The 22,769-nt window shown below is 67.9% G+C and carries 23 protein-coding genes; 9 read left to right on the top strand and 14 right to left on the bottom strand.

Annotated elements, in window-relative coordinates; all coding sequences use genetic code 11:
• Positions 1-7: 7 nt before the first annotated feature.
• Positions 8-991 (bottom strand): thioredoxin-disulfide reductase, encoded by a 984-nt coding sequence (gene trxB, locus OC159_RS01880; protein ID WP_265499461.1) that lies wholly within the window; start codon positions 989-991, stop codon positions 8-10.
• Positions 992-1,155: 164 nt separating this feature from the next.
• On the opposite strand from trxB, the gene OC159_RS01875 reads away from it, so the two are divergent.
• Positions 1,156-1,656, top strand: coding sequence for an Lrp/AsnC family transcriptional regulator (locus OC159_RS01875; RefSeq protein WP_265499460.1), 501 nt, complete (start codon positions 1,156-1,158; stop codon positions 1,654-1,656).
• A gap of 6 nt (positions 1,657-1,662) precedes the next feature.
• Positions 1,663-2,697 (top strand): hypothetical protein, encoded by a 1,035-nt coding sequence (locus OC159_RS01870; RefSeq protein WP_265499459.1) that lies wholly within the window; start codon positions 1,663-1,665, stop codon positions 2,695-2,697.
• Here OC159_RS01870 and pgeF read toward each other — a convergent pair.
• From pgeF to lgt, 3 genes are read right to left on the bottom strand one after another with little or no spacing between them, the layout of a single operon-like run.
• Complete coding sequence (gene pgeF / locus OC159_RS01865) at positions 2,694-3,458, bottom strand: peptidoglycan editing factor PgeF (protein ID WP_265499458.1); 765 nt, start codon at positions 3,456-3,458, stop codon at positions 2,694-2,696. The genes OC159_RS01870 and pgeF overlap by 4 nt on opposite strands.
• A complete protein-coding gene (locus tag OC159_RS01860) occupies positions 3,442-4,500 on the bottom strand; it encodes a class I SAM-dependent methyltransferase (RefSeq protein WP_265499457.1) in 1,059 nt (352 codons plus the stop codon). The genes pgeF and OC159_RS01860 overlap by 17 nt, the downstream gene beginning before the upstream one ends.
• Positions 4,497-5,378 carry a prolipoprotein diacylglyceryl transferase gene (gene lgt, locus OC159_RS01855; protein WP_265499456.1) on the bottom strand — a complete coding sequence of 294 codons (882 nt, stop codon included), beginning with the start codon at positions 5,376-5,378 and terminating at the stop codon, positions 4,497-4,499. The genes OC159_RS01860 and lgt overlap by 4 nt, the downstream gene beginning before the upstream one ends.
• A gap of 114 nt (positions 5,379-5,492) precedes the next feature.
• Between lgt and OC159_RS01850 the strand changes: the two genes are divergently transcribed.
• Entirely contained in the window at positions 5,493-5,744 is a 252-nt protein-coding gene (locus tag OC159_RS01850) for an accessory factor UbiK family protein (RefSeq protein WP_265499455.1), read from the top strand.
• Here OC159_RS01850 and OC159_RS01845 read toward each other — a convergent pair.
• Positions 5,732-6,049, bottom strand: a complete 318-nt coding sequence (locus OC159_RS01845) for a DUF6476 family protein (protein WP_265499454.1) — start codon at positions 6,047-6,049, stop codon at positions 5,732-5,734. The genes OC159_RS01850 and OC159_RS01845 overlap by 13 nt on opposite strands.
• On the opposite strand from OC159_RS01845, the gene OC159_RS01840 reads away from it, so the two are divergent.
• The 3 genes from OC159_RS01840 to OC159_RS01830 all read left to right on the top strand — a co-directional run bounded on the left by OC159_RS01840 (position 6,048) and on the right by OC159_RS01830 (position 9,252).
• On the top strand, positions 6,048-7,079 hold the full coding sequence (locus OC159_RS01840) for an RluA family pseudouridine synthase (RefSeq protein WP_265499453.1): 1,032 nt from the start codon (positions 6,048-6,050) through the stop codon (positions 7,077-7,079). The two genes, OC159_RS01845 and OC159_RS01840, sit on opposite strands and share 2 nt — an antisense overlap.
• Positions 7,080-7,227: 148 nt before the next feature.
• Positions 7,228-8,136, top strand: coding sequence for an RNA polymerase sigma factor RpoH (rpoH, locus tag OC159_RS01835; RefSeq protein ID WP_265499452.1), 909 nt, complete (start codon positions 7,228-7,230; stop codon positions 8,134-8,136).
• Positions 8,137-8,229: 93 nt separating this feature from the next.
• Positions 8,230-9,252 (top strand): hypothetical protein, encoded by a 1,023-nt coding sequence (locus OC159_RS01830; RefSeq protein ID WP_265499451.1) that lies wholly within the window; start codon positions 8,230-8,232, stop codon positions 9,250-9,252.
• Between the two features lie 419 nt (positions 9,253-9,671).
• Here OC159_RS01830 and OC159_RS01825 read toward each other — a convergent pair whose 3' ends face one another.
• Complete coding sequence (locus tag OC159_RS01825) at positions 9,672-10,433, bottom strand: NAD kinase (protein WP_265499450.1); 762 nt, start codon at positions 10,431-10,433, stop codon at positions 9,672-9,674.
• A gap of 159 nt (positions 10,434-10,592) precedes the next feature.
• Between OC159_RS01825 and glyA the strand changes: the two genes are divergently transcribed.
• Entirely contained in the window at positions 10,593-11,888 is a 1,296-nt protein-coding gene (gene glyA / locus OC159_RS01820; protein ID WP_265499449.1) for a serine hydroxymethyltransferase, read from the top strand.
• A gap of 70 nt (positions 11,889-11,958) precedes the next feature.
• Here glyA and OC159_RS01815 read toward each other — a convergent pair whose 3' ends face one another.
• The 7 genes from OC159_RS01815 to OC159_RS01785 all read right to left on the bottom strand — a co-directional run bounded on the left by OC159_RS01815 (position 11,959) and on the right by OC159_RS01785 (position 20,335).
• Positions 11,959-12,741 (bottom strand): crotonase/enoyl-CoA hydratase family protein, encoded by a 783-nt coding sequence (locus OC159_RS01815; RefSeq protein ID WP_265499448.1) that lies wholly within the window; start codon positions 12,739-12,741, stop codon positions 11,959-11,961.
• Positions 12,734-13,597 (bottom strand): hydroxymethylglutaryl-CoA lyase, encoded by an 864-nt coding sequence (locus OC159_RS01810; protein ID WP_265499447.1) that lies wholly within the window; start codon positions 13,595-13,597, stop codon positions 12,734-12,736. The genes OC159_RS01815 and OC159_RS01810 overlap by 8 nt, the downstream gene beginning before the upstream one ends.
• Entirely contained in the window at positions 13,590-15,515 is a 1,926-nt protein-coding gene (locus OC159_RS01805; protein ID WP_265499446.1) for an acetyl/propionyl/methylcrotonyl-CoA carboxylase subunit alpha, read from the bottom strand. Before OC159_RS01805 ends, OC159_RS01810 begins: the two co-directional genes overlap by 8 nt.
• A gap of 71 nt (positions 15,516-15,586) precedes the next feature.
• Positions 15,587-17,191, bottom strand: coding sequence for a carboxyl transferase domain-containing protein (locus OC159_RS01800; protein ID WP_265499445.1), 1,605 nt, complete (start codon positions 17,189-17,191; stop codon positions 15,587-15,589).
• Positions 17,188-18,735, bottom strand: a complete 1,548-nt coding sequence (locus OC159_RS01795; RefSeq protein ID WP_265499444.1) for an AMP-binding protein — start codon at positions 18,733-18,735, stop codon at positions 17,188-17,190. Before OC159_RS01795 ends, OC159_RS01800 begins: the two co-directional genes overlap by 4 nt.
• Entirely contained in the window at positions 18,735-19,175 is a 441-nt protein-coding gene (locus OC159_RS01790; protein WP_265499443.1) for a lysozyme inhibitor LprI family protein, read from the bottom strand. Before OC159_RS01790 ends, OC159_RS01795 begins: the two co-directional genes overlap by 1 nt.
• Positions 19,175-20,335, bottom strand: coding sequence for an isovaleryl-CoA dehydrogenase (locus tag OC159_RS01785; protein WP_265499442.1), 1,161 nt, complete (start codon positions 20,333-20,335; stop codon positions 19,175-19,177). The genes OC159_RS01790 and OC159_RS01785 overlap by 1 nt, the downstream gene beginning before the upstream one ends.
• Before the next feature lie 168 nt (positions 20,336-20,503).
• On the opposite strand from OC159_RS01785, the gene OC159_RS01780 reads away from it, so the two are divergent.
• Both OC159_RS01780 and cbiB read left to right on the top strand, forming a co-directional pair.
• The gene (locus tag OC159_RS01780; protein WP_265499441.1) at positions 20,504-21,046 is read left to right on the top strand and encodes a histidine phosphatase family protein; all 543 of its coding nucleotides are present in this window, start codon (positions 20,504-20,506) and stop codon (positions 21,044-21,046) included.
• On the top strand, positions 21,046-21,957 hold the full coding sequence (cbiB, locus tag OC159_RS01775; protein WP_265499440.1) for an adenosylcobinamide-phosphate synthase CbiB: 912 nt from the start codon (positions 21,046-21,048) through the stop codon (positions 21,955-21,957). The genes OC159_RS01780 and cbiB overlap by 1 nt, the downstream gene beginning before the upstream one ends.
• Here cbiB and OC159_RS01770 read toward each other — a convergent pair.
• Entirely contained in the window at positions 21,954-22,733 is a 780-nt protein-coding gene (locus tag OC159_RS01770; RefSeq protein WP_265499439.1) for a transglutaminase-like domain-containing protein, read from the bottom strand. The two genes, cbiB and OC159_RS01770, sit on opposite strands and share 4 nt — an antisense overlap.
• Positions 22,734-22,769 lie beyond the last annotated feature (36 nt).

The following is a 22,769-nucleotide window of genomic DNA, read 5'->3' as shown; positions in this document are numbered from 1 at the left end:
GCCTGTTTCAGTGGATCGCAGCGACCAGTTGTTCCGGCGCCGTCTCGACACCGTCCTGGGCGGTCAGGAAATGCTCGGCATCCAGCGCCGCCATGCAGCCCATGCCGGCGCTGGTGATGGCCTGGCGATAGACGTGGTCGGTAAGATCGCCCGCCGCGAAGACGCCGGGGATCGAGGTCCGAGTGCTTCCCGCCTCGACCTTGACATAGCCGCCGTCATGCAGTTCCAGCTGGTCCGCCACAAGTTCGCTGGCAGGTGCATGGCCAATGGCCACGAACACGCCGTCGGCCTTGATCGCCCGGGTCTCGCCGTCGTTGACGTTGCGAAGCACCGCACCGGTCACGCCCATCGGCGTGTCGACGCCTGTTACCTCGGACAGCTCGTGGTTCCAGACCACCTCGACCTTGGGGTGGTTCATCAGTCGATTCTGAAGGATCTTTTCCGCCCGCAGGCTGTCGCGGCGGTGCACCAGCGTCACCTTGCTGGCGAAGCGCGTCAGGAACATCGCCTCCTCGACCGCGGTGTTTCCGCCGCCGATGACGACAACCTCGCGGTTGCGATAGAAGAAGCCGTCACAGGTCGCGCAGGCGCTGACGCCAAAGCCCTTGAACCTCTCCTCGGATGGCAGACCCAGCCAGCGGGCCTGGGCGCCGGTGGCCAGGATTACCGCATCGGCGGTCACCACGCGGCCGCTGTCGCAGACGGCCCTGAAGGGCCGCGTCTGCAGGTCCAGCCGCGTCACCAGATCGGTCACAACCTCGGCGCCCATGGCCTTGGCATGCGCCTCCATCTTGAGCATCAGTTCGGGACCCTGGATCTCGGTCTCGCCGGGCCAGTTTTCCACCTCGGTCGTGATCGTCAGCTGTCCGCCGGGCTGCATGCCCTGGATCAGCATCGGCTCCAGCATGGCGCGGGCGGCATAAACGGCGGCGGTATAGCCCGCTGGCCCCGATCCCACGATCAAAAGTTTCACATGGCTGCGTTCGCTCATCTTGCGCCCCTTTCGCGGTTTGTGCATGAGGTAGTCGCTTGCGACGCCGACTGCAACGCATGGCGGCCTTGTGCATCACCAGCGGGGGACAGAAACAATGTTGCGCCGCAGGGGCGCGCGTTGTAGTTTCTGGCAACGCCTCGACCGAACAAAGAAAGACAGACATGGCTGGCGCCAAACTCGACGACATCGACCGCAAGATCCTGGCCGAACTTCAGGCCGATGGCCGGATGACCAATGTCGAGCTCGCGCGCCGCGTCGGGATCTCGGCCCCGCCCTGCCTGCGCCGCGTCCGCACGTTGGAGGAACTGGGTTATATCCGCGGCTACCATGCCGACATCAACGCCCGCGAGTTGGGGTTCGAGGTGCAGGTGTTCGCAATGGTCCGCCTGGCGTCGCAGTCCGAGAGAGACCTGTCGGCATTCGAAACGCTTGTGCAGGGCTGGCCGCTGGTCCGCGAATGCCACATGCTGAACGGTGAAATCGACTTCATCCTGAAATGTGTGTCGCCTGACCTTTCGACCTTTCAGCGCTTTCTGACGAACAACCTGACGGCCGCGCCCAACGTGGCTTCGGTCAAGACCTCGCTGGTGATACGCGGCGCAAAGGACGAACCGACGATCCCCTTCGAGATCGTCGAGGAGCGTGTCCGCGAGGCGGGCTGACCGCTCGTGGCAGCGCAGGCCATCGTCGCCGATTATCGCCCCGGCCCGGCACCGCGGAACCGTCTTCGGGCGCTGGCGCGCATGATCCTCCTCCTCTGGGCGGTCGGCAGCGTGGCCGTCACGGGATGGGTTCTGTCGCAGAACCCTTTTGTCAACCCGGTCATCCAGCGCAGTGCCGCCAAGGCGCAGATGGCAATCGAAGCCGCCATGGCCCGGGAGGTGACGCCGGAATGGCTGGTCCCGCGCCTTCAGGCTGCGCTGGCTGACGATGACACGCCGCGCGTGACGCTGCTGACCGATCTGGGCCGGGACCACGACGTTATTCTTCCGCCCGCGCTGCAGGCGCAGGTTGACGAGGCACGGGCCGCACATGAAGGTTGGAGGGCAGCCGTGTCGGACTGCGGCGTCTGCATTGCCGACGTTACGCAGTGCCCCAGCTTGGCGCTCGTCGCAAGCTGCACGTTGCCGTTCGAACTGTCGCCCGCCGGCGATGCCGCTGCGTTGGCTCGGCAGGGCGGCAATCTCGTCGCGGGAGGCGAGGTCGACGAAATCGAGGCCGCGCTGGCGGGTATCGGACTGGCCGCCACGGTCGCGACAATCGCCACGGCGGGCAGCAGCCTGACGCTGAAAGGCTCGGCCACGGTGCTGCGGGTCGCGCGGCGCGCGGATGCGCTGACCCCAGGAATGCGGCGCGCCCTGCGCGGGGCCACGCGAAGCCCAGCCCCAGTCGCGGCGCTGAGCGCCATGGCGGGCGACGTGCGCAAGCTTGCGAACCGAACCTCCACCGCCGAGGTGCTGCCGCTTCTGCGCCTTGCCGATGGACCGGAGGACCTGCGCGCCCTTGCCCGCCTGTCGGATGTGACGGGATCCGACACGCGCCGGACGCTCGAGGTGCTGGGAAAGGCCCGCAGCCTGCGCCTGCTGAGCCGCATCAGCGACCTTGCGCTGGCCGCAATGGGGCTGATCGCGCTGGTCCTGGCTCAGGCGGCTGCCCTGGCTGCCGCGTTGCTCAAGCTGGGCCTGCGTTCGCTGCTGCGCTAGAGCGAGATGGCGCTGATCAGGCGGCCGTAATCGACCTGCCCTTCAAGCGTGGCGCGGCGATAGCTGAAGAAGCGCTGCGGGTCTGAATAGGTGCAGTGCCGCGACCATTCGGCCTCGACACCCGCGTCGCGCAGCCGCATCAGGCCGAATCCCGGCAGGTCGAACATCGGCTTGCCCTGCGGACCGCCGCTGAAGAAACGTTCTGCATCAGGATCTTCGGCCATGAAGTTATCCATGAACTCATCGCCCACCTCGTAGGCCTGTTGGCTGATCGTGGGGCCGATGACTGCCTTGATGCAGGTGGCACCGACCGAACGCATTGCATCCACCGTCGCTTCGATCACGCCGCCGATCGCGCCGCGCCAGCCTGCGTGGCAGGCAGCGACCACCCCCGCCTGCGGGTCGGCCAGAAGGATCGGCTGGCAGTCGGCCGTCAGCACGGCCACCGCCACGTCGCGGCGCGTGGTCACCAGCCCGTCCGCCTGGACGTCCCGGACGGCGGCAATGTCGTCGCCATCGGCCAGCGTCACGACCGTGGCGGAGTGCACCTGCTTGACCGTCGCAAGGTGATCCTGCGGCACGCCCATCGCGGCGGCGACGCGGGCGCGGTTCACCTGCACCATGTCGGCTTGGTCGGTGGATCGCCGCCCGCAGTTCAGCCCGGCAAACAGCCCGGACGATGCGCCGCCCTTCCGGGTGAAGAAGCCGTGCTTCACATCCGAGAGGAGCGGGTGAGTCAGGATTTCAAGCGTCGTCTGCATAAGCCTCCAGCGCGGTGAACCCGGGGACGGCGGGCGCCCCCTTCGGCCAGATCGCGATTGCCTTGAACAGGTGACCCATTTCCCCCGGATCGGTCAAGCGATGAAGCGCGGCCATTGCGCCACCGTCCCCAGCCGCCGCCAGCTTCGATGCACGCGCCTCGGCCCCAAGCGCGCGCAGCCAGTCACCCTGATGTACCAGGCGCGAGACCTGCGCGCCTGCACGCAACGCGGCGGCGGCCAAGGGGGCGAAGTCGACATGGGCCGTCAGATCAGCCTCTCCGGGATGGGCCAGGGGATTTTCCGGCGCATGGTTGCGCAGCGCCTGCAGCGTGTCGCCGTATCCGTTCCAGCCGCCGTAATCGATCAGGATGCCCGCTCCGCCATGCTTGGCTATCCGTCTTGCGACGGCCTCGGCGACGGCGGCACCTTCGGGGCAATCCTCGACGACGTCACCCGGTTCGCCCTTTCGCGGCAGGTCGACGGTTCCGCCGAGTCCGATCCGCAAGACGCCATCGGCCAGCCCGACGAACCGTTCGCGCCAACCATCTTGCGTCATCTGGAACTGCCGCACCGGCAAGGCGTCGATGAACTCATTCCCAATGAGAAACAGCGGCTTATTATCGATTTCCTCGATGCTGTCGAGGTGCCGGACGGGTCCCAGCAGGCGACGCTGCGCCTGTCTCAGGTGCGGCGACGCTTCGATCAGGGCCACCTCGGCGGCGTCTCGCATTCCCGGCGCCACCCGGAGCGCCCGAAGGATGTCGGCCATCAGCGTCCCGCGACCCGGACCCGGCTCGGCCAAGGTGAAGGACGACGGCCGGCCCTGGTCCATCCAGGCCTGCGCCAGCGCCAGCCCGCAGAGTTCCCCGAACATCTGGTGGATTTCCGGGGCCGTGGTGAAATCGCCCGCGGCCCCGAACGGGTCGCGGGTGGCGTAATAGCCATGGCGGCTGTCCAGCAGGCAGATCTGCATATAGTCGGCAATGCTGATCGGCCCTGTCGCGCGGATGCGTGCCGCGATGATCTCTGCCAAGGGCGTCATGCCGACACGCGCGGCCGCGACTGCGCGCGCAAGATCAGCGCCAGCCCAATCAGAACCATCGGCAGCGACAGCACCTGCCCCATCGTCAACCCGACCAGAGGACCGCCGACGACGTGGCCAAGCGGATTGTCGGGGGTGATGAACTGCGCATCCGCAACCCTGAACAATTCGACGAACATGCGCGCCAGACCATAGCCCGCGAGGAAGACGCCGAAGGCCAGGCCGGGGCGACGCATGCCTCCTGCGCGCACCAGGCCCCAGAGGATCAGGGCCAGCAGCAGCCCCTCCAGCCCCGCCTCGTAGAGTTGGCTGGGGTGGCGCGCGCAAAGACCCTCGACCCCCGGACAGGCCTGCGCGGCCTCGCCCGGGAAGATCACGCCCCAGGGGAGGTCGGTGGGGCGGCCCCACAACTCGGCGTTGATGAAGTTGGCGATGCGCCCGAAGAAGAGCCCGATGGGTGCCACGACGGCCAGCGCATCCGCCAGCCGCAGGACCGGCACGCCATTCCCACGCGACCAAAGCCAGGTCGCCACGATAACGCCCGCAAAGCCGCCGTGAAAGCTCATCCCGCCTTGCCAGACCTTGATGATCTCGACCGGGTTCGACAGGTAATAAGCGGGCTCGTAGAACAGCACGAAACCCAGGCGGCCGCCCAGGATCACGCCCAGGATCACCCAGGTCAGCAGGTCATCAATCTTTTCAGGCGAGGTCGGGGGCGTGCTGCCCCAGATCGCCGGGCGGCGCATCATGGCCACGATCAGCCGCCAGCCGATGATCAGTCCCGCCATATAGGCCAGTGCGTACCAACGCAGCGACAGCGAAAGGCCGCCCAGGTTGATCGTGAAGATCTCGGGCGCGATGTCGGGGAACGGGATCATGGGACCTCGGGGTTGCGGCTCGGGCGCACGCTAGCCGCCAAACCGGTCGTGTCAACATTGAACCCGGCGGTGCGCCGGACCATATAAGGGCGAACGCTAGACAAGGGGCCACCGATGACCACGCAGAACCGCTTCTTCGACGACATGTCCAAGCTGATGACCAACGCGATGGGCGTCGCCCACGGCGCCCGCACCGAGGCCGAGAACGCCATGAAGGGCTGGGTCGACCGCTGGCTGGCCGACCGCGACTTCGTCACGCGCGAGGAATTCGAGGCCGTGCGCGAGATGGCGATCAAGGCCCGGACCGAGAACAGCGAACTGAAGGCCCGGCTGGACGCGCTGGAAGCGGCGCGTCAGGGCGACTGATTGGTCACCGTCTGACTGACCAGGTCGCCCGAGCTGTCATAGAGCAGCACCTCGGCGCCTTCGGTCACGACGACGATCCAGTCGCGGGCGAAGGTGACGGCTGCGGGCTGGGCGCCGGCCGGCAGCGTGATGGTGGCCGGCAGTTCCGGCAGCACGGGCTGGTTCAGCCGCAGCCACAGCATCGCCACCACCGCGACCATGCCCAGCCCCATCACCAGCGTCAGCCCCGTGACCAGCGCCTTCAGAAAGCGCAGCTCGGGGACCGCCTTTGCCGCAACCTTCCAGTCGGTGTCATCATCCGCCATGTCGAACCTGCTTGTGATCATTCCGGCGAACCCGCCCGACCGACTTGATAAGGCGCTTGCCATGGCGGTGCCAGAGGAGGCGGCGCTATCGCGGTCCCGTCTTGCACGGTTGATCGTCGAAGGTGCCGTCACCGGCCCCGAGGGTGTCGCGCGGGACGTCAAGGCCCGCGTGGCCGAGGGTCAGGAGTACCGCATTGCCCTGTCTCCCCCGGAAGAGGTCGAGACCCGGCCCGAGGCGATCCCGCTGGTCGTCGTCCACGAGGACGATGACCTGATCGTGATCGACAAGCCAGCTGGGATGGTCGTCCACCCTGCCCCCGGCAGCCCCTCCGGCACGCTGGTGAACGCGCTTCTGGCGCATTGCGGCGACTCACTTTCGGGGATCGGAGGCGAGAAGCGGCCGGGCATCGTGCACCGGATCGACAAGGACACGTCGGGTCTGCTGGTCGTCGCCAAGTCCGACCGCGCCCATCATGGCCTGGCCGCACAGTTCGAGGCGCATTCCGCCAGCCGCCGTTATCTGGCGCTGGCGCATGGCGTCATCGACGGCGCGGACCCCCGCCTGCGCGGCACGCCCGGCGTCGCGTTCGAGGATGGCGCAGTCCTGCGCATCGCGACGCACCTGGCGCGGCACGCCACCGACCGGCAGAAGCAGGCGGTCTATTTCGACAAGGGCCGACACGCGGTCACCCGCGCGCGGATGATCCAGTCCTTCGGCCGCCCGCCGGTCGCAATGCTGGTCGAGTGTCGGCTGGAGACCGGGCGCACACACCAGATCAGGGTCCACATGGCCCATGTCGGGCTCGGGCTGATCGGCGATCCCGTCTATGGCGGTTCCCGGCGCGCCTCGGTCAAGGCGCTTGGGGCGGCGGCGGAACTGGTGCAGGCCTTTCCGCGGCAGGCGCTGCACGCGGCGCACTTGGGGTTCCTGCACCCGCTGTCCGGGCAGGCGATGGCCTTCGACAGCCGGCTGCCCGCCGACATGCAAACCCTTCAGGACGCGTTGGAAAAGGCCGCGTCGCCCCCTTGACGCGGCGCGAACCCGGCCACAGATTACACGCCAGCCACATGCGTCCGGACATTCCTGTCCGCGCCGCGTTCTATCAGCCTGCGACAAACAGGACCGGAACCGGTCGGACGCAGGCTGCGTTGGGCGATCTCTGCGAAAGGCTTTTACCATGGCGTCATATGGAAATCTGCCCGCCCCCAGTCCCGAACAGGGGCTAAACCGCTATCTGCAAGAGATCCGCAAGTTCCCGCTGCTGGAGCCGGAAGAGGAATACATGCTGGCCAAGGCCTGGGCCGACCACGAGGACAGCGAGGCCGCCCACAAGCTGGTCACCAGCCACCTGCGTCTGGCCGCCAAGATCGCGATGGGCTATCGCGGCTATGGTCTGCCCCAGGCCGAGGTCATCAGCGAGGCGAATGTCGGCCTGATGCAGGCGGTCAAGCGGTTCGATCCCGAGCGCGGCTTCCGCTTGGCGACCTATGCGATGTGGTGGATCCGCGCTTCTATCCAGGAATACATCCTGCGGTCCTGGTCGCTGGTGAAGATGGGCACCACCAGTGCCCAGAAGAAGCTGTTCTTCAACCTGCGCAAGGCCAAGTCCAAGATCGGCGCGCTTGAGGAAGGCGATCTTCGGCCCGAGAACGTCGCCCAGATCGCCACAGAACTGAACGTGACCGAGAAAGAGGTCATCGACATGAACCGCCGCCTGTCGGGTGGCGATGCATCGCTGAATGCACAGGTCGGTTCGGGCGACGGCGATTCCGCCGCGCAATGGCAGGACTGGCTGGAAGACACCGACGCGAACCAGGCCGAGGCCTATGCCGAAAACGAGGAACTGGACACCCGCCGCAACATGCTTGTCGCCGCAATGGACGTCCTGAACGAGCGCGAGCGCGACATCCTGATGGAGCGGCGCCTGCGCGACGACCCGATGACGCTGGAGGACCTGTCGGCCCGCTACAGCGTTTCTCGCGAGCGGATCCGCCAGATCGAGGTTCGCGCCTTCGAAAAGCTGCAGGAACGCATGCGAATCCTCGCCCGAGAAAAGGGCATGCGGATCGGCGAAACCGTCGAATGAGCTGAAGCGTCCGCATCGCGCTGCATTGACCCGATGCGGCGCGGCGCTATGGTCGCGGGAACTGACAGGACGATCCCGGACCATGCCCACGCCATGACAGCCCTGACTGAATTTCAGCGCCTGGAGGCGCAGGGCCTGTGGCGCGAGACACCCCAGACGCGGCAATGCGAGGTGATCGTTTCCGTCGGCGAAGCGACACTGACGCTGATGGACCCGCGGACCGACAAGCCTTTGTCGCACTGGTCGCTGCCAGCTGTCACGCGCCTGAACCCCGGGCGGCTTCCGGCGATGTACACCCCCAACTCGGACGGCCCGGACGAGGTCGTCGAGATTGAAGACCCCCTGATGATCGAGGCGGTCGAGCGGGTGCAGCGCGCCATCGCCACGCATCGGGCGCAACCGCGACGGCTGCGCGGGGTCTTCACGGGGATCACCTTGCTCCTGATGGTGATTGGTCTTGCATTTTGGCTGCCCGATGCGCTGATCCGCCATGCCGCGCGCATCGCTCCTCCGGCACAGAAGCGCACCATCGGCCTTGCCGTTCTGGCGGACATCGAGCGCAGCGGCGGCGCCGTCTGCCGCCGTGTCTCGGGCCAGCAGGTGCTGAACTGGTTCACGCCGGCCTTCGTCGGTCCCGATGGGCTTGTGCAGGTCATCCCGGGGCCGCTGAATGGCGCACGCCGCCTGCCGGGCGATGTCTACGTGCTGGGCGAGGACCTTCTGGCGGCCTCGGCCGGTCCCGAGGCTGCCGCTGGACACCTGCTGTCAGCGCAACTGGCGCAGGACGATGACGAGGTCACGCTGGAAGCCCTGAAGCACGCGGGCCTGATGTCGGCGCTGCGGCTGATGACCCTGGGAACATTGCCGCAAGGCGCGATGGCAGGATACGGAGAGGCGCTTCTGGACCAGCCCCTGCCCCGCCCGGACCTGGCCGTCCTGCCCGCCGCCTTTGCCGAGCGCGATCTGTCGACAGAACCCTTCGCCCGCAGCATCGACCCTACCGGGACGGCCCTCCTGCCGCTGATCGAGGCCGACCCCGTCCGCGCCGGAACGCCAGCCAGAGACCTGTTGACGGACGAACAATGGCTGGCCCTCCAGCAGATCTGCGCGGGCTGAGCCGGACCGACTTGGGCCGGTTCGGTGGGCGACAGCGCGGATGATGCGCGCACGCTCGGATGTCAGTTGCGTGCGCAATGCATTTGCAACGCATTGATAATGACGATGCAGGTCAAGACAGCCAGCACTGGCCATCATCCAGCCTACTCGCGGCCTATGCTTTTGTTAGACCTGCGCGGCCAGAACTTTTGCATGATCTTCAGCCAGAAGAAGCGGCAGGTGCAGCGGGACAGGCCGGCGGCAAGCAGGACCACTCAGCCCTGAACTGCAAGGAGAACCAGTGGCGATAGCTTGGAAATACCGAAGTGATGGGCAGGACGTGCAGACGGCACAGGGATTACTTGGCCCGCTGCCTTAGATAGGCCGCGCCAGGATGTCCCGCCCAACAAAACCGCCAAAAGTGCCGCTGTCGGGTCCGGTCAGACGAATTGCTCGCGAAGCAGTCGCTCGTCCAGGCCGTGACCGGGATCGAACAGCAGCCGGTGGCTGATATCGGCGGCGCTGCGGATCTGGACGCGGATCACATTGCGGACCGAACGGCTGTCCGCATCGGCCATGACGGGGCGGCGGGCGGGGTTCAGCACCTCGACCACGACCTCGGCCTCTTTCGGCAACAGCGCGCCGCGCCAGCGCCGCGGGCGGAAGGGCGCGATGGCGGTCAGGGCCAGCACCTCGGAGCCGATCGGCAGAATCGGACCGTGGGCGGAATAGTTGTAGGCGGTCGAGCCGGCAGGCGTCGCCACCAGTGCACCGTCACAGACCAGCTCCTCCATCCGCAGCCGACCGTCGACGTGGATGCGCAGCTTGGCCGCCTGCGGCCCCTCGCGCAGCAGGCTGACCTCGTTGATGGCAAGGGCCTCGTGGCAGGTTCCGTCCGCGCAGGTCGCCCGCATGCGCAGCGGGTTGATGACCGTTTCCTCGGCCTCGGCCAGACGCTCGGGCAGGTCGTCCTCGGCATAAGCATTCATCAGGAACCCCACGGTGCCGCGGTTCATGCCATAGACCGGCAGGCCCAGCCCCTGCGTCACGTGCAGCGTCTGCAGCATGAACCCGTCGCCGCCAAGCGCCACGACGATGTCCGCCCGGTCCAGCGGCGTTTCGCCATATCGCGCCGTCAGCGCGCTCAGCGCAGCGCGGGCGTGGTCGGCATGGCTGGCGGTGAAATGTACCCGTGGCGTCATAGGCCGCATCTTTTTCCGTTGATGCCTGCACCTTCACGCGGGGCCGCGCGGATGGCAAGCCCCGGCGGTCGTCCCGCTTTTGTCACTTTCCGCACTGCGGACGTTGCGCTAGAAGGCGCCAACCGCAGCCGCCGCAGCAACTGAAAGGACGCAGGACCGATGAACGCCCCCACCCGCGACAACGGCTTCTTCACCGAAACCCTGGCCAGCCGCGATCCCGACATCGCGCAGGCCGTCACTCGGGAACTGGGCCGCCAGCGCGACGAGATCGAGCTGATCGCCTCCGAAAACATCGTCAGCCGCGCCGTGCTGGAAGCGCAGGGCTCGGTCCTGACCAACAAGTACGCCGAAGGTTATCCGGGCAAGCGCTATTACGGCGGCTGCCAGTATGTTGACATCGCCGAGAACCTGGCGATCGAGCGCGCCAAGCAGCTGTTCGGCTGCGAATTCGCCAACGTCCAGCCCAACAGCGGCAGTCAGATGAACCAGGCCGTGTTCCTGGCGCTGCTGCAGCCGGGCGACACGTTCATGGGGCTCGACCTGAACTCGGGCGGGCACCTGACGCATGGCAGCCCGGTGAACATGTCGGGCAAGTGGTTCAACGTCGTCAGCTATGGTGTGCGTCAGCAGGACCAGCTGCTGGACATGGAGGCGATCGCCGAAAGCGCGCGCCAGCACAAGCCCAAGCTGATCGTCGCCGGCGGCACCGCCTATAGCCGCGTCTGGGACTGGGCCGCCTTTCGCAAGATTGCGGACGAGGTCGGGGCCTACCTGATGGTCGACATGGCTCATATCGCGGGCCTGGTGGCCGGCGGTCAGCACCCGTCGCCCCTGCCGCATGCCGATGTCGTCACCTCGACCACACACAAGTCGCTTCGGGGCCCGCGCGGCGGCCTGATTCTGACGAACGACGCCGACATCGCCAAGAAGATCAACAGCGCAGTCTTCCCCGGCCTTCAGGGCGGTCCGCTGATGCATGTCATCGCCGCGAAGGCGGTCGCCTTCGGCGAGGCGCTGCGCCCCGAGTTCAAGACCTACGCCGCGCAGGTCGTCAAGAACGCGCAGGCCATGGCGGATGAGCTGATGAAGGGCGGCATCGATATCGTGTCGGGCGGCACCGACAATCACCTCTGCCTGGCCGACCTGCGCCCGAAGAAGGTGACCGGCAAGGCGACCGAGGCCGCGCTTGGCCGCGCCCATATCACCTGCAACAAGAACGGCGTGCCGTTCGACCCTGAGAAGCCGTTCGTCACCTCGGGCATCCGCCTGGGTGCCCCTGCCGGCACCACCCGCGGCTTTGCCGAGGCCGAGTTCCGTCAGATCGCCCGCTGGATCGTCGAGGTCGTTGACGGCCTGGCCGCGCATGGCGAAGACGGCAATGCCGAGATCGAAGCAAAAGTCCGCCAGGAAGTCGCGGAACTTTGCGGGCGCTTCCCGCTCTATCCGGACCTGTAAGCAGGTCTGGGGAACACGCCCGCCGCTGATGTCAGCGGCCGGGCGTCTTCAGGGATCGAACGACCCACCGTCAGCTCTGCCAGCCGGGTTTGCGCTTGTCGAAGAAGGCGGCGATGCCTTCCGATGCCTCGCCGCCCTTCCAGACTTCCACCAGGCGATCGATGCTGTCCTCGATGACGGCGTTGTCGATCCGGGGGCCAAGCGCGCGGCATTGAGCCTTGGCGGCGGCGACAGCTGCCGGTGCGGCTTGCAGAAAGGGCGCGACTTCGGCTTCGACGGCGGCGTCCAGATCCTCTGGCGCCACGGCACGCGCGGCAAGGTTCAGCGTCACCGCTTCGGACGCATCGAAGAGGCGGGCCGAGAAGAAGACGCGCCGCGCCATCGGCTCGCCCATCCGCGCCACGACATAGGGACCGATCGTCGCCGGGATAAGGCCGAGGCGCACCTCGGTCAGGCCGAACCGGGCCGGGGCGGCGGCAATGGCGATGTCGCAGACCGACATCATCCCGACCCCACCACCAAAGGCGTTTCCGTGCACGCGCGCGATCAGCGGCTTGGGCATCAGGTTCAGCGCCGACAGCATGCCGGCCAGCGCGCGGGCGCCTTCCCGCCGCGTCGGCTCGTCAGCCTCCATCTGCTGCCGCATCCAGCCAAGGTCGCCGCCCGCACAGAACGTGGCACCCTCGGCCGCCAGGATCACCGCGCGCACTGCAGGTTCAGAACCCAAGGCACGGGCCGCTTCGGTCAGTTCATCCATCATCCGGCGCGACAGGGCGTTGTGCTTGTCGGGCCGTGCAAGCCTCAGCGTGGCCACGCCGCGCGCGTCGGTCTCGATCCTGATCGTTTCAGGCATCTGCGCCCTCCCTCATGGCGCGGGCCATGTCGGCCGCGCGTCCGATGATGTCCATGTCCAACCCGTGATCGAAGCCCCGCGCCGACAGATGCGCTGCCAGCGTCTCGGTCGCGACGTTGCCCGCCGCGCCGGGCGCATAGGGGCAACCGCCCAGCCCTCCGACGGCGGCGTCGAAGATCCTCAGCCCCCGGGCCAGGCTGACATCGACGTTGGCCAGCGCCCGCCCGGCGGTGTCGTGGAAATGCCCCGCCAGCCGATCCGCCGGCAGCTCTTGCAGGACGGCCGCCAGCATCGCGTCGACGGTTTCGGGGCGCCCTTGCCCGATCGTGTCGCCAAGGCTGATCTCGGCGCAGCCCATGTCGCGGAGGGCAGCCGCGACCTTTGCCACCTGCGCGGGCGGCGTCGGGCCGTCGAACGGGCAGTCGGTGACCACGCTGACATAGCCGCGCAGGGCGATCCCGTCGCCGAGCGCGGCTTCCGCCACCGGCGCCAACCGCTCGAGGCTTTCCGCGATCGAGGCGTTCAGGTTGGCCCGGCTGAAGCCTTCTGATGCGCTGGCAAAGATCGCAACCTCGTCGGCACCCGCGGCCCTGGCGGCATGGTATCCGCGCAGGTTCGGCGTCAGGACGGCATAGCGGACGGTCGCCGCCCGCGTCATCCCGGCCATGACCTCGGCCGCGTCGGCCATCTGCGGCACCCATTTCGGCGACACGAAGCTTGTCACCTCGATCCGGCTGAAACCCGCCTGCGACAGCAGGTCCACCAGCGCGATCTTATGGACCGTTGGGATCAGCCGCTTCTCGTTCTGCAACCCGTCGCGTGGTCCCATCTCGAAGATCTCGACACGCTCAGACATCGGCGTCCTCCAGCCGGATCAGCGGGGCACCGGCCTCGACCTGGTCGCCCGCCTGCGCCAGAACCTCGGCCACCAGGCCGTCGCGCGCGGCAGTCAGGCTGTGCTCCATCTTCATGGCCTCCAGCACGACAAGCCGGTCGCCGGCTGCGACCGCCTGCCCTTGCGTCACGTGGACCGCCTTCACCAGTCCCGGCATCGGCGAACGGGTCAGCCCGTCGCCGCCATCCTCGGCACCGGCCCGCGCCAGCGGATCCAGCGCCGCCAGATGCACCGTTCGCCCGCCGAAGACGCTGACCCCGGCGGCATGGCAGACGATCCGCTCTCGGCAAAGGTGACCATCGACCCACCAGCGGTCGCCCTGCCAGCGCACGTCATGCGCTTGATCCAGCGTCACGCGGGCAGCGCCGGGCCCCAGCACCTCGAGCATGGCCTGTCCACCATCCCACGCCACGGTCCGCCGCAGCGGCTGCCACAGCGTCACCCCGCCCCGGACGGCGGGATCGGACAGCCCCGCCAGCCCGACGACCCCCAGCACCAGCGCCCGCGCATCCGGCGCCGAATCCGCGATCAGCGCGTCCAGGTCGCGGGCGATCAGCCCCGTGTCGACCTCTCCGCGCCGAAAGCCGCCGTGCCGCGCCAGCGCGATCAGGAAGTCCAGGTTCGTCACCGAGCCCGCGACCTCGGTATCGACCAGCGCCTGTTCCAGCGCCCGAAGTGCCACGGCCCGTGTCGCGCCATGTGTGACCACCTTGGCGATCATCGGGTCATACCACGGGCTGATGGCGTCGCCCGGGCGCACACCGGTTTCGATGCGCGCGCCGTCCGGGAAACGCAGGTGCGACAGGCGCCCGGTCGCCGGCAGGAAGCCTGCCGCCACATCCTCGGCATAGAGCCGCGCTTCGAAGGCGTGGCCCTGGATTGCCAGGTCCTCCTGACGAGCGGGCAGGCTTTCGCCACTGGCGACGCGCAATTGCCATTCGACAAGGTCGATGCCGGTGATCGCCTCGGTCACGGGATGTTCCACCTGCAATCGGGTGTTCATCTCCATGAACCAGAAGCGGTCCGGCCGCAGCCCCTCGCTGCCGTCCACGATGAACTCGATCGTCCCCGCCCCGGAATAGCCGATGGCCTCGGCTGCCTTCACCGCCGCCCCGCCCATCGCGGCACGCATCTCGGGCGTCATGCCCGGCGCCGGAGCCTCCTCGATGACCTTCTGGTGGCGCCGCTGCAGCGAGCAGTCGCGCTCGAACAAATGCACCGCCCGTGTGCCGTCGCCAAAGACCTGGACCTCGATATGGCGCGGCGACAGTACGTATTTCTCGATCAGGACGTCCGGGTTGCCGAAGGCCGTCCGCGCCTCGGAGCGGGCCGAATCCAGCGCCTCGCCGAAACCCGCCGGATCGTCGACGCGCCGCATCCCCTTGCCGCCACCGCCCGCGACCGCCTTGATCAGCACCGGATAGCCGATGGCGGCGGCCTGATCCGCCAGATGCGCCGGGTCCTGGTTGGCGCCGTGATAGCCGGGGACGACCGGCACACCCGCCTCTTCCATCAGCGCCTTGGCCGCGTCCTTCAGCCCCATCGCGCGGATTGCCTTGGCCGAGGGGCCGATGAAGACCAGGCCCGCAGCGTCGACCGCATCCACGAATCCGGGGTTCTCGGACAGGAAGCCATAACCTGGATGAATGGCCTGCGCCCCCGTCGCCAGCGCCGCCGCAATGATCGCGTCGCCCCGCAGATAGCTGTCGGCAGGCGCGGGCCCGCCCAGGTGCACCGCCTGATCGGCCATCGCGACATGGCGCGCCGCGCGATCCGCGTCCGAATAGACCGCGACCGTCGCCACGCCCATGCGCCGGCAGGTATCGATCACCCGGCAGGCGATCTCGCCCCTGTTGGCGATCAGGATCTTGTCGAACATGGCTGCCTCCCTTGCGAACGCCTGCCGTCTTGTCTTTGCGTGAAGAACTCCGCCCAGTGCACCGCCACCGCTCACATCCGGAAGAGGCCGAAGCGCGTCGGCTCGATGGGCGCGTTCAGCGACGCGCGCAGCGACAGGGCCAGCACGTCGCGCGACTTGCGCGGGTCGATGATGCCGTCGTCCCAAAGCCGCGCCGAGGCATAAAGCGGATGCGACTGCCGCTCGAACATCTCGATGGTGGGGCGCTTGAATTCGGCCTCCTCCTCGGGCAGCCAGGTGCCGCCCTGACGCTCGATCCCCTCGCGGCGCACGGTGGCCAGCACGCCCGCCGCCTGTTCCCCGCCCATCACGCTGATGCGGCTGTTCGGCCAGGTCCACAGGAAGCGCGGTGAATAGGCCCGACCCGCCATGCCATAGTTGCCGGCCCCGAAGCTGCCGCCGACCAGCATGGTGATTTTGGGCACATTTGTGGTGGCGACGGCGGTGACCATCTTTGCGCCGTGGCGGGCGATGCCCTCATTCTCGTACTTGCGGCCGACCATGAAGCCGGTGATGTTCTGCAGGAAGACCAGCGGGATGTTGCGGGCGCTGCACAGCTCGATGAAATGCGCGCCCTTCTGGGCGGCCTCGCTGAACAGGACGCCGTTGTTGGCAACGATGCCGACGGGGCAGCCGTCGACATGGGCGAAGCCAGTGACCAGCGTCTCGCCGAAGCGGGCCTTGAACTCGTCGAAGCGCGACCCGTCAACGATGCGGGCGATCACCTCGCGGATGTCGTAGGGGGTACGCAGGTCGGCCGGCACGACGCCGAGGATCTCCTCGGGGTCATGGGCGGGCGGTTCCGGCGACTGCCACAGCACCGTGTCCGGCCTGCGGCGGTTGAGGTTGCCGATGGAGCGCCGCGCCTGTGCCAGCGCATGGGCGTCATCCTCGGCCAGATAGTCCGCCACGCCGGACAGGCGCGTATGAACGTCGCCGCCACCAAGATCCTCGGCCGTGACCACCTCTCCGGTCGCGGCCTTGACCAAGGGCGGGCCTGCCAGAAAGATCGTGCCCTGCCCGCGCACGATGATCGTCACATCCGACATCGCCGGCACATAGGCGCCGCCCGCCGTGCAGGACCCCATGACCACGGCGATCTGCGGGATGCCCTTGGCGCTCATCCGGGCCTGATTGAAGAAGATGCGCCCGAAATGGTCGCGGTCGGGAAAGACCTCGTCCTGGTTGGGCAGGTTCGCGCCGCCGCTGTCGACCAGGTAGACGCAGGGCAGGTGACATACCTCGGCGATCTCTTGTGCGCGCAGGTGCTTCTTCACTGTCATCGGATAATAGGTGCCGCCCTTGACGGTGGCGTCATTGGCCACGACCATCACGTCCTGACCATGCACCCGGCCCACGCCCGCAATGACGCCCGCACAGGGTGCCGCGCCGTCATAAAGCCCATGTGCCGCCGTCGCCCCGATTTCCAGAAACGCACTGCCGGGGTCCAGCAGGTTCGCCACCCGTTCGCGCGGGGGCATCTTGCCCCGGCTGACATGCCGCTCCATCGCCTTGGGGCCGCCGCCGGCCGCGGCGGCCTCGGCGGCCTGCCGCGCGGTGTCCAGCAGCGCCAGATGCGCATCGCGATTGGCGCGGAACTGGTCCGAGGACGGCAGCGCGGTCGAGGTCAGCTTCATGTCGGGGTCTCCTCGGTCATGGCCAGCTTGCGCAGCTCCCGGCGCATGACCTTGCCGGTCACGGTCATCGGCAGGGCGTCGAGAAAGGCGATCTCTCGCGGATAGGAATGGGCGGCGGACTGGCTGCGGGCATGGGCCTGAAGCGTGGCCGCAAGTTCATCCGATGGTTCATATCCTTGCCGCAACACGATGTAAGCCTTGACAATTTCCGTGCGCAGGGGATCAGGTTTGCCGATCACGCCGACCTGCGCCACGGCGGGGTGACGCAGCAGGCAATCCTCGATCTCGGATGGCCCGATCCGGTATCCGGCCGAGGTGATCACGTCGTCGTCGCGCCCGACGAAGCGGATGTACCCGTCCTCGATCACGCCACGGTCGCCGGTCACCATCCACTCGCCCCGGAACTTTGCGGCCGTCGCCTCGGGCTTTTGCCAGTAGCCCAGCATCATGCTGCCCGCGCCGCGACGGATGGCGATGTCGCCCTCGGCAGCCGTGGACTGGCCGCTGTCGTCGATGACCTGCACGTCGAATCCCGGCGCGGCGCGTCCGATGGCGCCCGCGCATTCAGGGAACATCGCCGCGCTGCTGGAGGCGACCATGTTGCATTCGGTCTGGCCATAGAACTCGTTGATCGTCAGGCCAAAGGCACCGCGCCCCCAGGCCAGCATCTCGGCCCCCAGGGTCTCTCCGCCCGATGCGACGCTGCGCAGCCCCGGCAGGCGGATGTCGGCAGCCTTCAGCATCTTCAGCGCCGTGGGCGGGAAAAACACGTTGCGGATGCCGCAATCCTCGATCAATTGCGCCACGGCCCGAGGATCGAACTTGGGCATCCGCGCCGCGACCACGGGCACGCCAAGCGCCAGCGCCGGCATGGCCACATCGAACAGCCCGCCGATCCAGGCCCAATCGGCCGGGGTCCAGATCACGTCGCCGGGCTGGCCCAGCAGGTCGTGGCTCATCTCGACCCCCGGCAGGTGGCCGGTCAGGACGCGATGCCCGTGCAGCGCCCCCTTGGGCGCGCCCGTCGTGCCCGAGGTGTAGATGATGACCGCCGGATCCTCGGGGCCGGTGGCACGGGTCGAGAACGGCCCCGCATCTGGCAGCCCATCCTCGGGGACGATGATGCGCAGATGCGCAAAGGGCTGCAGCATCGCGCGCCCCTCGGGGTCGGTGATGACGGTCCGGACGCCCGCATCCTCCAGCCGCAGCGCCAGCGCCTCGGGGCCGAACAGCTTGAACAGCGGGACAGCGATCGCCGCCGACTTCCACACCGCCAGATGCGCCGCAGCGGTCCAGGCCGACTGAGTGCGCAGGATGCCGACGCGGTCACCCGGGGCTGCATCCAATGCGTGCGCCAGCCGGTCGGTCATCGCCGTTAGCTGGGCATACGTCACCTGCCGCGCTTGGCCGTCATGTTCGATGATCGCCACCTGGTCCCGATCATGCGTCAAGCATTGATCCGCCATGTTCAGGCGCGCGGGAAACTGCCAGCGGAACTCGGCTCGCAGGCGGTCGTAATCCGCATGACTCAGCAGCCGCGTCATCAGCCGTCCTCGGCCAATGAGGCTTGCAGCCGCAGCGCCTGCTCGGCCGTCAGCTGCATCTGGCATTGAAGCCGGACGGTCCCCGCCAGGCTGCCGCCGTCATAGCGGGCCGCGTCATAGGCGCAGGCGGCGTCCCGATACCCGATCCATGCGCGCTGCATCTCGCGCAGCGCTTCCGCGCGGACCGGTGGCAGCGTCTGCATCGCTGACCCGAAGGCGTCGTTCAGCCGCCCGTCCCAAAGGTCGCGTTCGTCCGCGTAGCATTGGTTCATCCCCAGGGTCGTCTGGCTGCCCTCACCCTCCATGCAGGCCCGGGCGGCCAGGCCGATGCAGTCGCGGCCACCCTCGGCTGCAAGACAGTCGCTGACGGGGGCCGGATCGAAGCCGCCTTGGGCAAAAGCGGGCGCGGCGGACAGGGCCAGAACAAGAAGGGGGCGCATCAGACCAGCCCCATCAGTTCGCGGCCGATCAGCATGCGGCGGATCTCGCTGGTGCCGGCGCCGATCTCCATCAGCTTGGCGTCGCGGAACAGGCGGCTGACCGCGCTGTCGTTCAGGAACCCCGCCCCGCCAAGCGCCTGAACGGCCTGATGCGCCTGCACCATCGCCTGTTCGCTGGCATAAAGCACCGCGCCCGCCGCGTCCTGGCGGGTTACCTTGCCGGCATCGCAGGCCCGCGCCACCTCATAGACATAGGCGCGCGCGGTGTTCAGCGCGACATACATGTCGGCGATCTTGCCCTGCATCAGCTGGAACGACCCGATAAGCTGGCCGAACTGTCGACGCTCGGCCACATAGGGCATGACGGCGTCCAGGCAGGCCGCCATGATGCCGGTGCCGATGCCGGACAGGACCACTCTCTCGTAGTCCAGGCCCGACATCAGCACCCGAACGCCCCGGCCCTCCTCGCCCAGGACGTTCTCGAACGGGATCTCGCAATTCTCGAAGATCAACTCGCCCGTGTTCGATCCGCGCATTCCCAGCTTGTCGAAATGCGGGCCGGTGGAAAAGCCGGACATGCCGCGTTCGACGATCAAGGCCGTGATGCCTTTTGACCCCGCTTCGGGATCGGTCTTGGCATAAACCACCAGCGTCTGCGCGTCGGGCGCATTGGTGATCCAGTACTTGTTGCCGTTCAGCACGAAGCGGTCATTGCGCTTCTCGGCCCGCAGCTTCATGCCGACGACGTCGCTGCCCGCGCCTTCCTCGGACATGGCCAGTGCGCCCACGGCCTTGCCGCTGCACAGGTCCGGCAGATATTTTGCCCTCTGTTCGTCGGTCCCGTTCAGCTTGATCTGGTTCACGCAGAGGTTCGAATGCGCGCCATAGGACAGGCTGACGCTGGCGCTGGCGCGGGCGATCTCCTCGACCGCGATCACGTGGGCCAGGTAGCCCATGCCCGCGCCGCCCCATTCCTCGGGAACGGTGATGCCCAAAAGGCCAAGCTCGCCCATCTCGGCCCACAGCTCGTTCGGGAAGGCGTTGGTGCTGTCGACTTCGGAGGCCAGCGGCGCGACGCGGTCCTGCGCCCAACGGTGCACCATGTCACGCAGCGCGTTCACATCCTCGCCCAGATCGAATTCCATGCCCCGCGTGAACATCGCGATCCCCCTCCCCGGTTATTGAACGCTTGTTCATTTCCATAGAGCAGGCCACGCCCGCCCGTCAAGCACAGGCTGCGCGTCCGGCGCGATTGCGTCAAGCGGCAGGGCTTGCCTTGCGCGACGATGATTGCCAAGAAGACGCGAACCTGAACGGGCAGAGCATCCATGCGGCTGACAATCCTGCGCCACGCGCCTTGCGTTCCCGACGGCCGGATGGTTGGCCGGCGCGACGTCGCGGCGAATTGCGGCAACCTTGCGGCGCTGGCCCGGCAACGCGGCAGGATCGGCGCACCCACCCAGGTGATCGCCAGCCCCGCCCTGCGTTGCCGACAGACGGCCGAGGCGCTTAGTCTTGTCCCCGACCGGCTGGAGCCGTCGCTGTGGGAACAGGATTTCGGCCGGTGGGAGGATCTGCCTCCCGACCGGATCCCCGACCTTGGCCAGCTGCCCCCCGACCGACTCGCGCGGCACCGCCCGGATGGCGGCGAGAGCTTCGACGACATGGCCGCACGCGTGATCCCCGTGCTGCAGTCGCTCGACCGCGACAGCCTGCTGATCGCCCATGCCGGTACCGTCCGTGCGGCGCTGTCCATGGTCGTCGGCGCGGTGGCACTGTCCTTCGCGGTGGCGCCCCTGTCGATGACCGTGCTGAACCGCATCGGCGATCAATGGTCGGTCGAGGCCGTGAACATCGGAAGCGACAGCTGATGGCGCTGGTCGCGGCGCTGGCGCTTTTGCTGGACGCGCTGATCGGGTGGCCCGGGGCGCTGTTCCGCCGGATCGGCCACCCGGTGACTTGGCTGGGCCGATTGATCGACGTGCTGGACCGCAGGCTGAACGCCGGCGCGGGCCGACGGGCCAAGGGCGCGCTGGCGGTCGCCGTGGTCGTCGCGGCGGCCATCGTGCCGGCAATTGTGATCCAGTCGTGGTTGGGCGCCTGGGTGGCGGGCGTTCTGGCATGGCCGCTGGTGGCGGCGCGGTCGCTTCACGACCACCTGCGCGCCGTTGCCCTGCCGCTGGGGCGCGGCGACTTGGCGGCGGCGCGCCATGCAACGACTATGATCGTCGGCCGCGACGTCAGCCGGGCAGATGAAGCCGCACTAGCCCGCGCCAGCCTGGAAAGCCTCGCCGAGAACGCCAGCGACGGCGTCCTCGCGCCCCTCTTCTGGGCTGCGGTGGCGGGGCTGCCGGGTATCGCGGCCTACAAGGCGGTCAACACGCTCGATTCGATGATCGGCCACCGCACGCCACGGCACGAGGCGTTCGGCATGGTCGCCGCACGCCTGGACGACGTGGCGAACCTGGTCCCGGCGCGACTGTCGGCGGGGCTGATCGCGCTGGCCGCGGGTCATAGCGGTGGCCGCGCGATCCGCTGCGCCTGGCGCGACGCGGCCGCCCACCGCTCGCCCAATGCAGGCTGGCCCGAGGGGGCGATGGCTGGCGCGCTGGATGTCAGGCTGTCGGGTCCGCGCGTCTATGCCGACCGCATCGCCAATGAGCCGTGGCTGAACGGCGCGGCCCCCGACCCGACAGTGCAGGACCTGTGGCGCGGCATCGCGTTCTATCGCCGGGCGGTCACGCTGTCGGGCCTCCTGCTGGTCGCGCTGGCGCTGCTCTAGCCGAGGCGCGTGACCTTGACGGTCTGGGTCCGCAGCTCGGCGGCGGGAATCGTCGTCAGGAAGGCCACATCCGTGGCGTCGCGGCCGACGGCCACCAGCGCCATCTCGTCGGCCTCGGCCATGCCGGTCGCATCGACCAGGTGCCACTCTCCGGACAGGAAGACCTCGGCGACGGCGTGGAAGTCCTGCGGCTCGACGTCCGGCGCATAGACGCTTGCGATCCGCGCGGGGATCTGCCCCGCCCGGCAAAGCGCGATCAGCAGGTGGGCATAGTCGCGGCACACCCCACGCGCGTCCAGATAGGTGTCGGCGGCGGTGGTGTTTCCGTCGCTGACGCCGGCGACATAGTCCAGGTGCCCCTCGACCCAATCGCGCATCGCGGCCACCTTCGCGCCGCCCGTCAGCATCCCGAAGCGCGAGGCGACGAAGTTCGCGAACCGGTCGCTCTCGCAATAGCGCGACGGAAGCAGATAGCGCAGCGCGTCGGCCGGCATGTGCTCGACCTCGACGGCCTGCAGCGCGGCCATGTCGGGTCGCTGGCGCGTCACCTCGACGATCGCGGAATAGGTGCAGGCCATCCGGTCCTCAAGCCGCATCACCAGCCGCTCACCGATGCCTTCTTCGGCGGTCACCCGGGCAAGGTGGCTGGGCGATTTAACGTCGATGCGCGTGTCGGACAGAACCTGTCCCGCCACGCCCGCGGCCTCGACCACCAGGATGGCGGCGCCGGGCGCAGCCAGCCGATAGTCGAGAGCAACGTCTATCTTCATCCGCATCGGCGGCTCCTGTCTGAACTGGCGGTGTCGTGAACG

The organism is Paracoccus beibuensis (genome assembly GCF_026162625.1).
Taxonomy (GTDB): Bacteria; Pseudomonadota; Alphaproteobacteria; order Rhodobacterales; family Rhodobacteraceae; genus Paracoccus; species Paracoccus beibuensis.
Note: the sequence above shows the minus strand (reverse complement) of the source record. Positions and strands in the feature narration are given on the sequence as shown.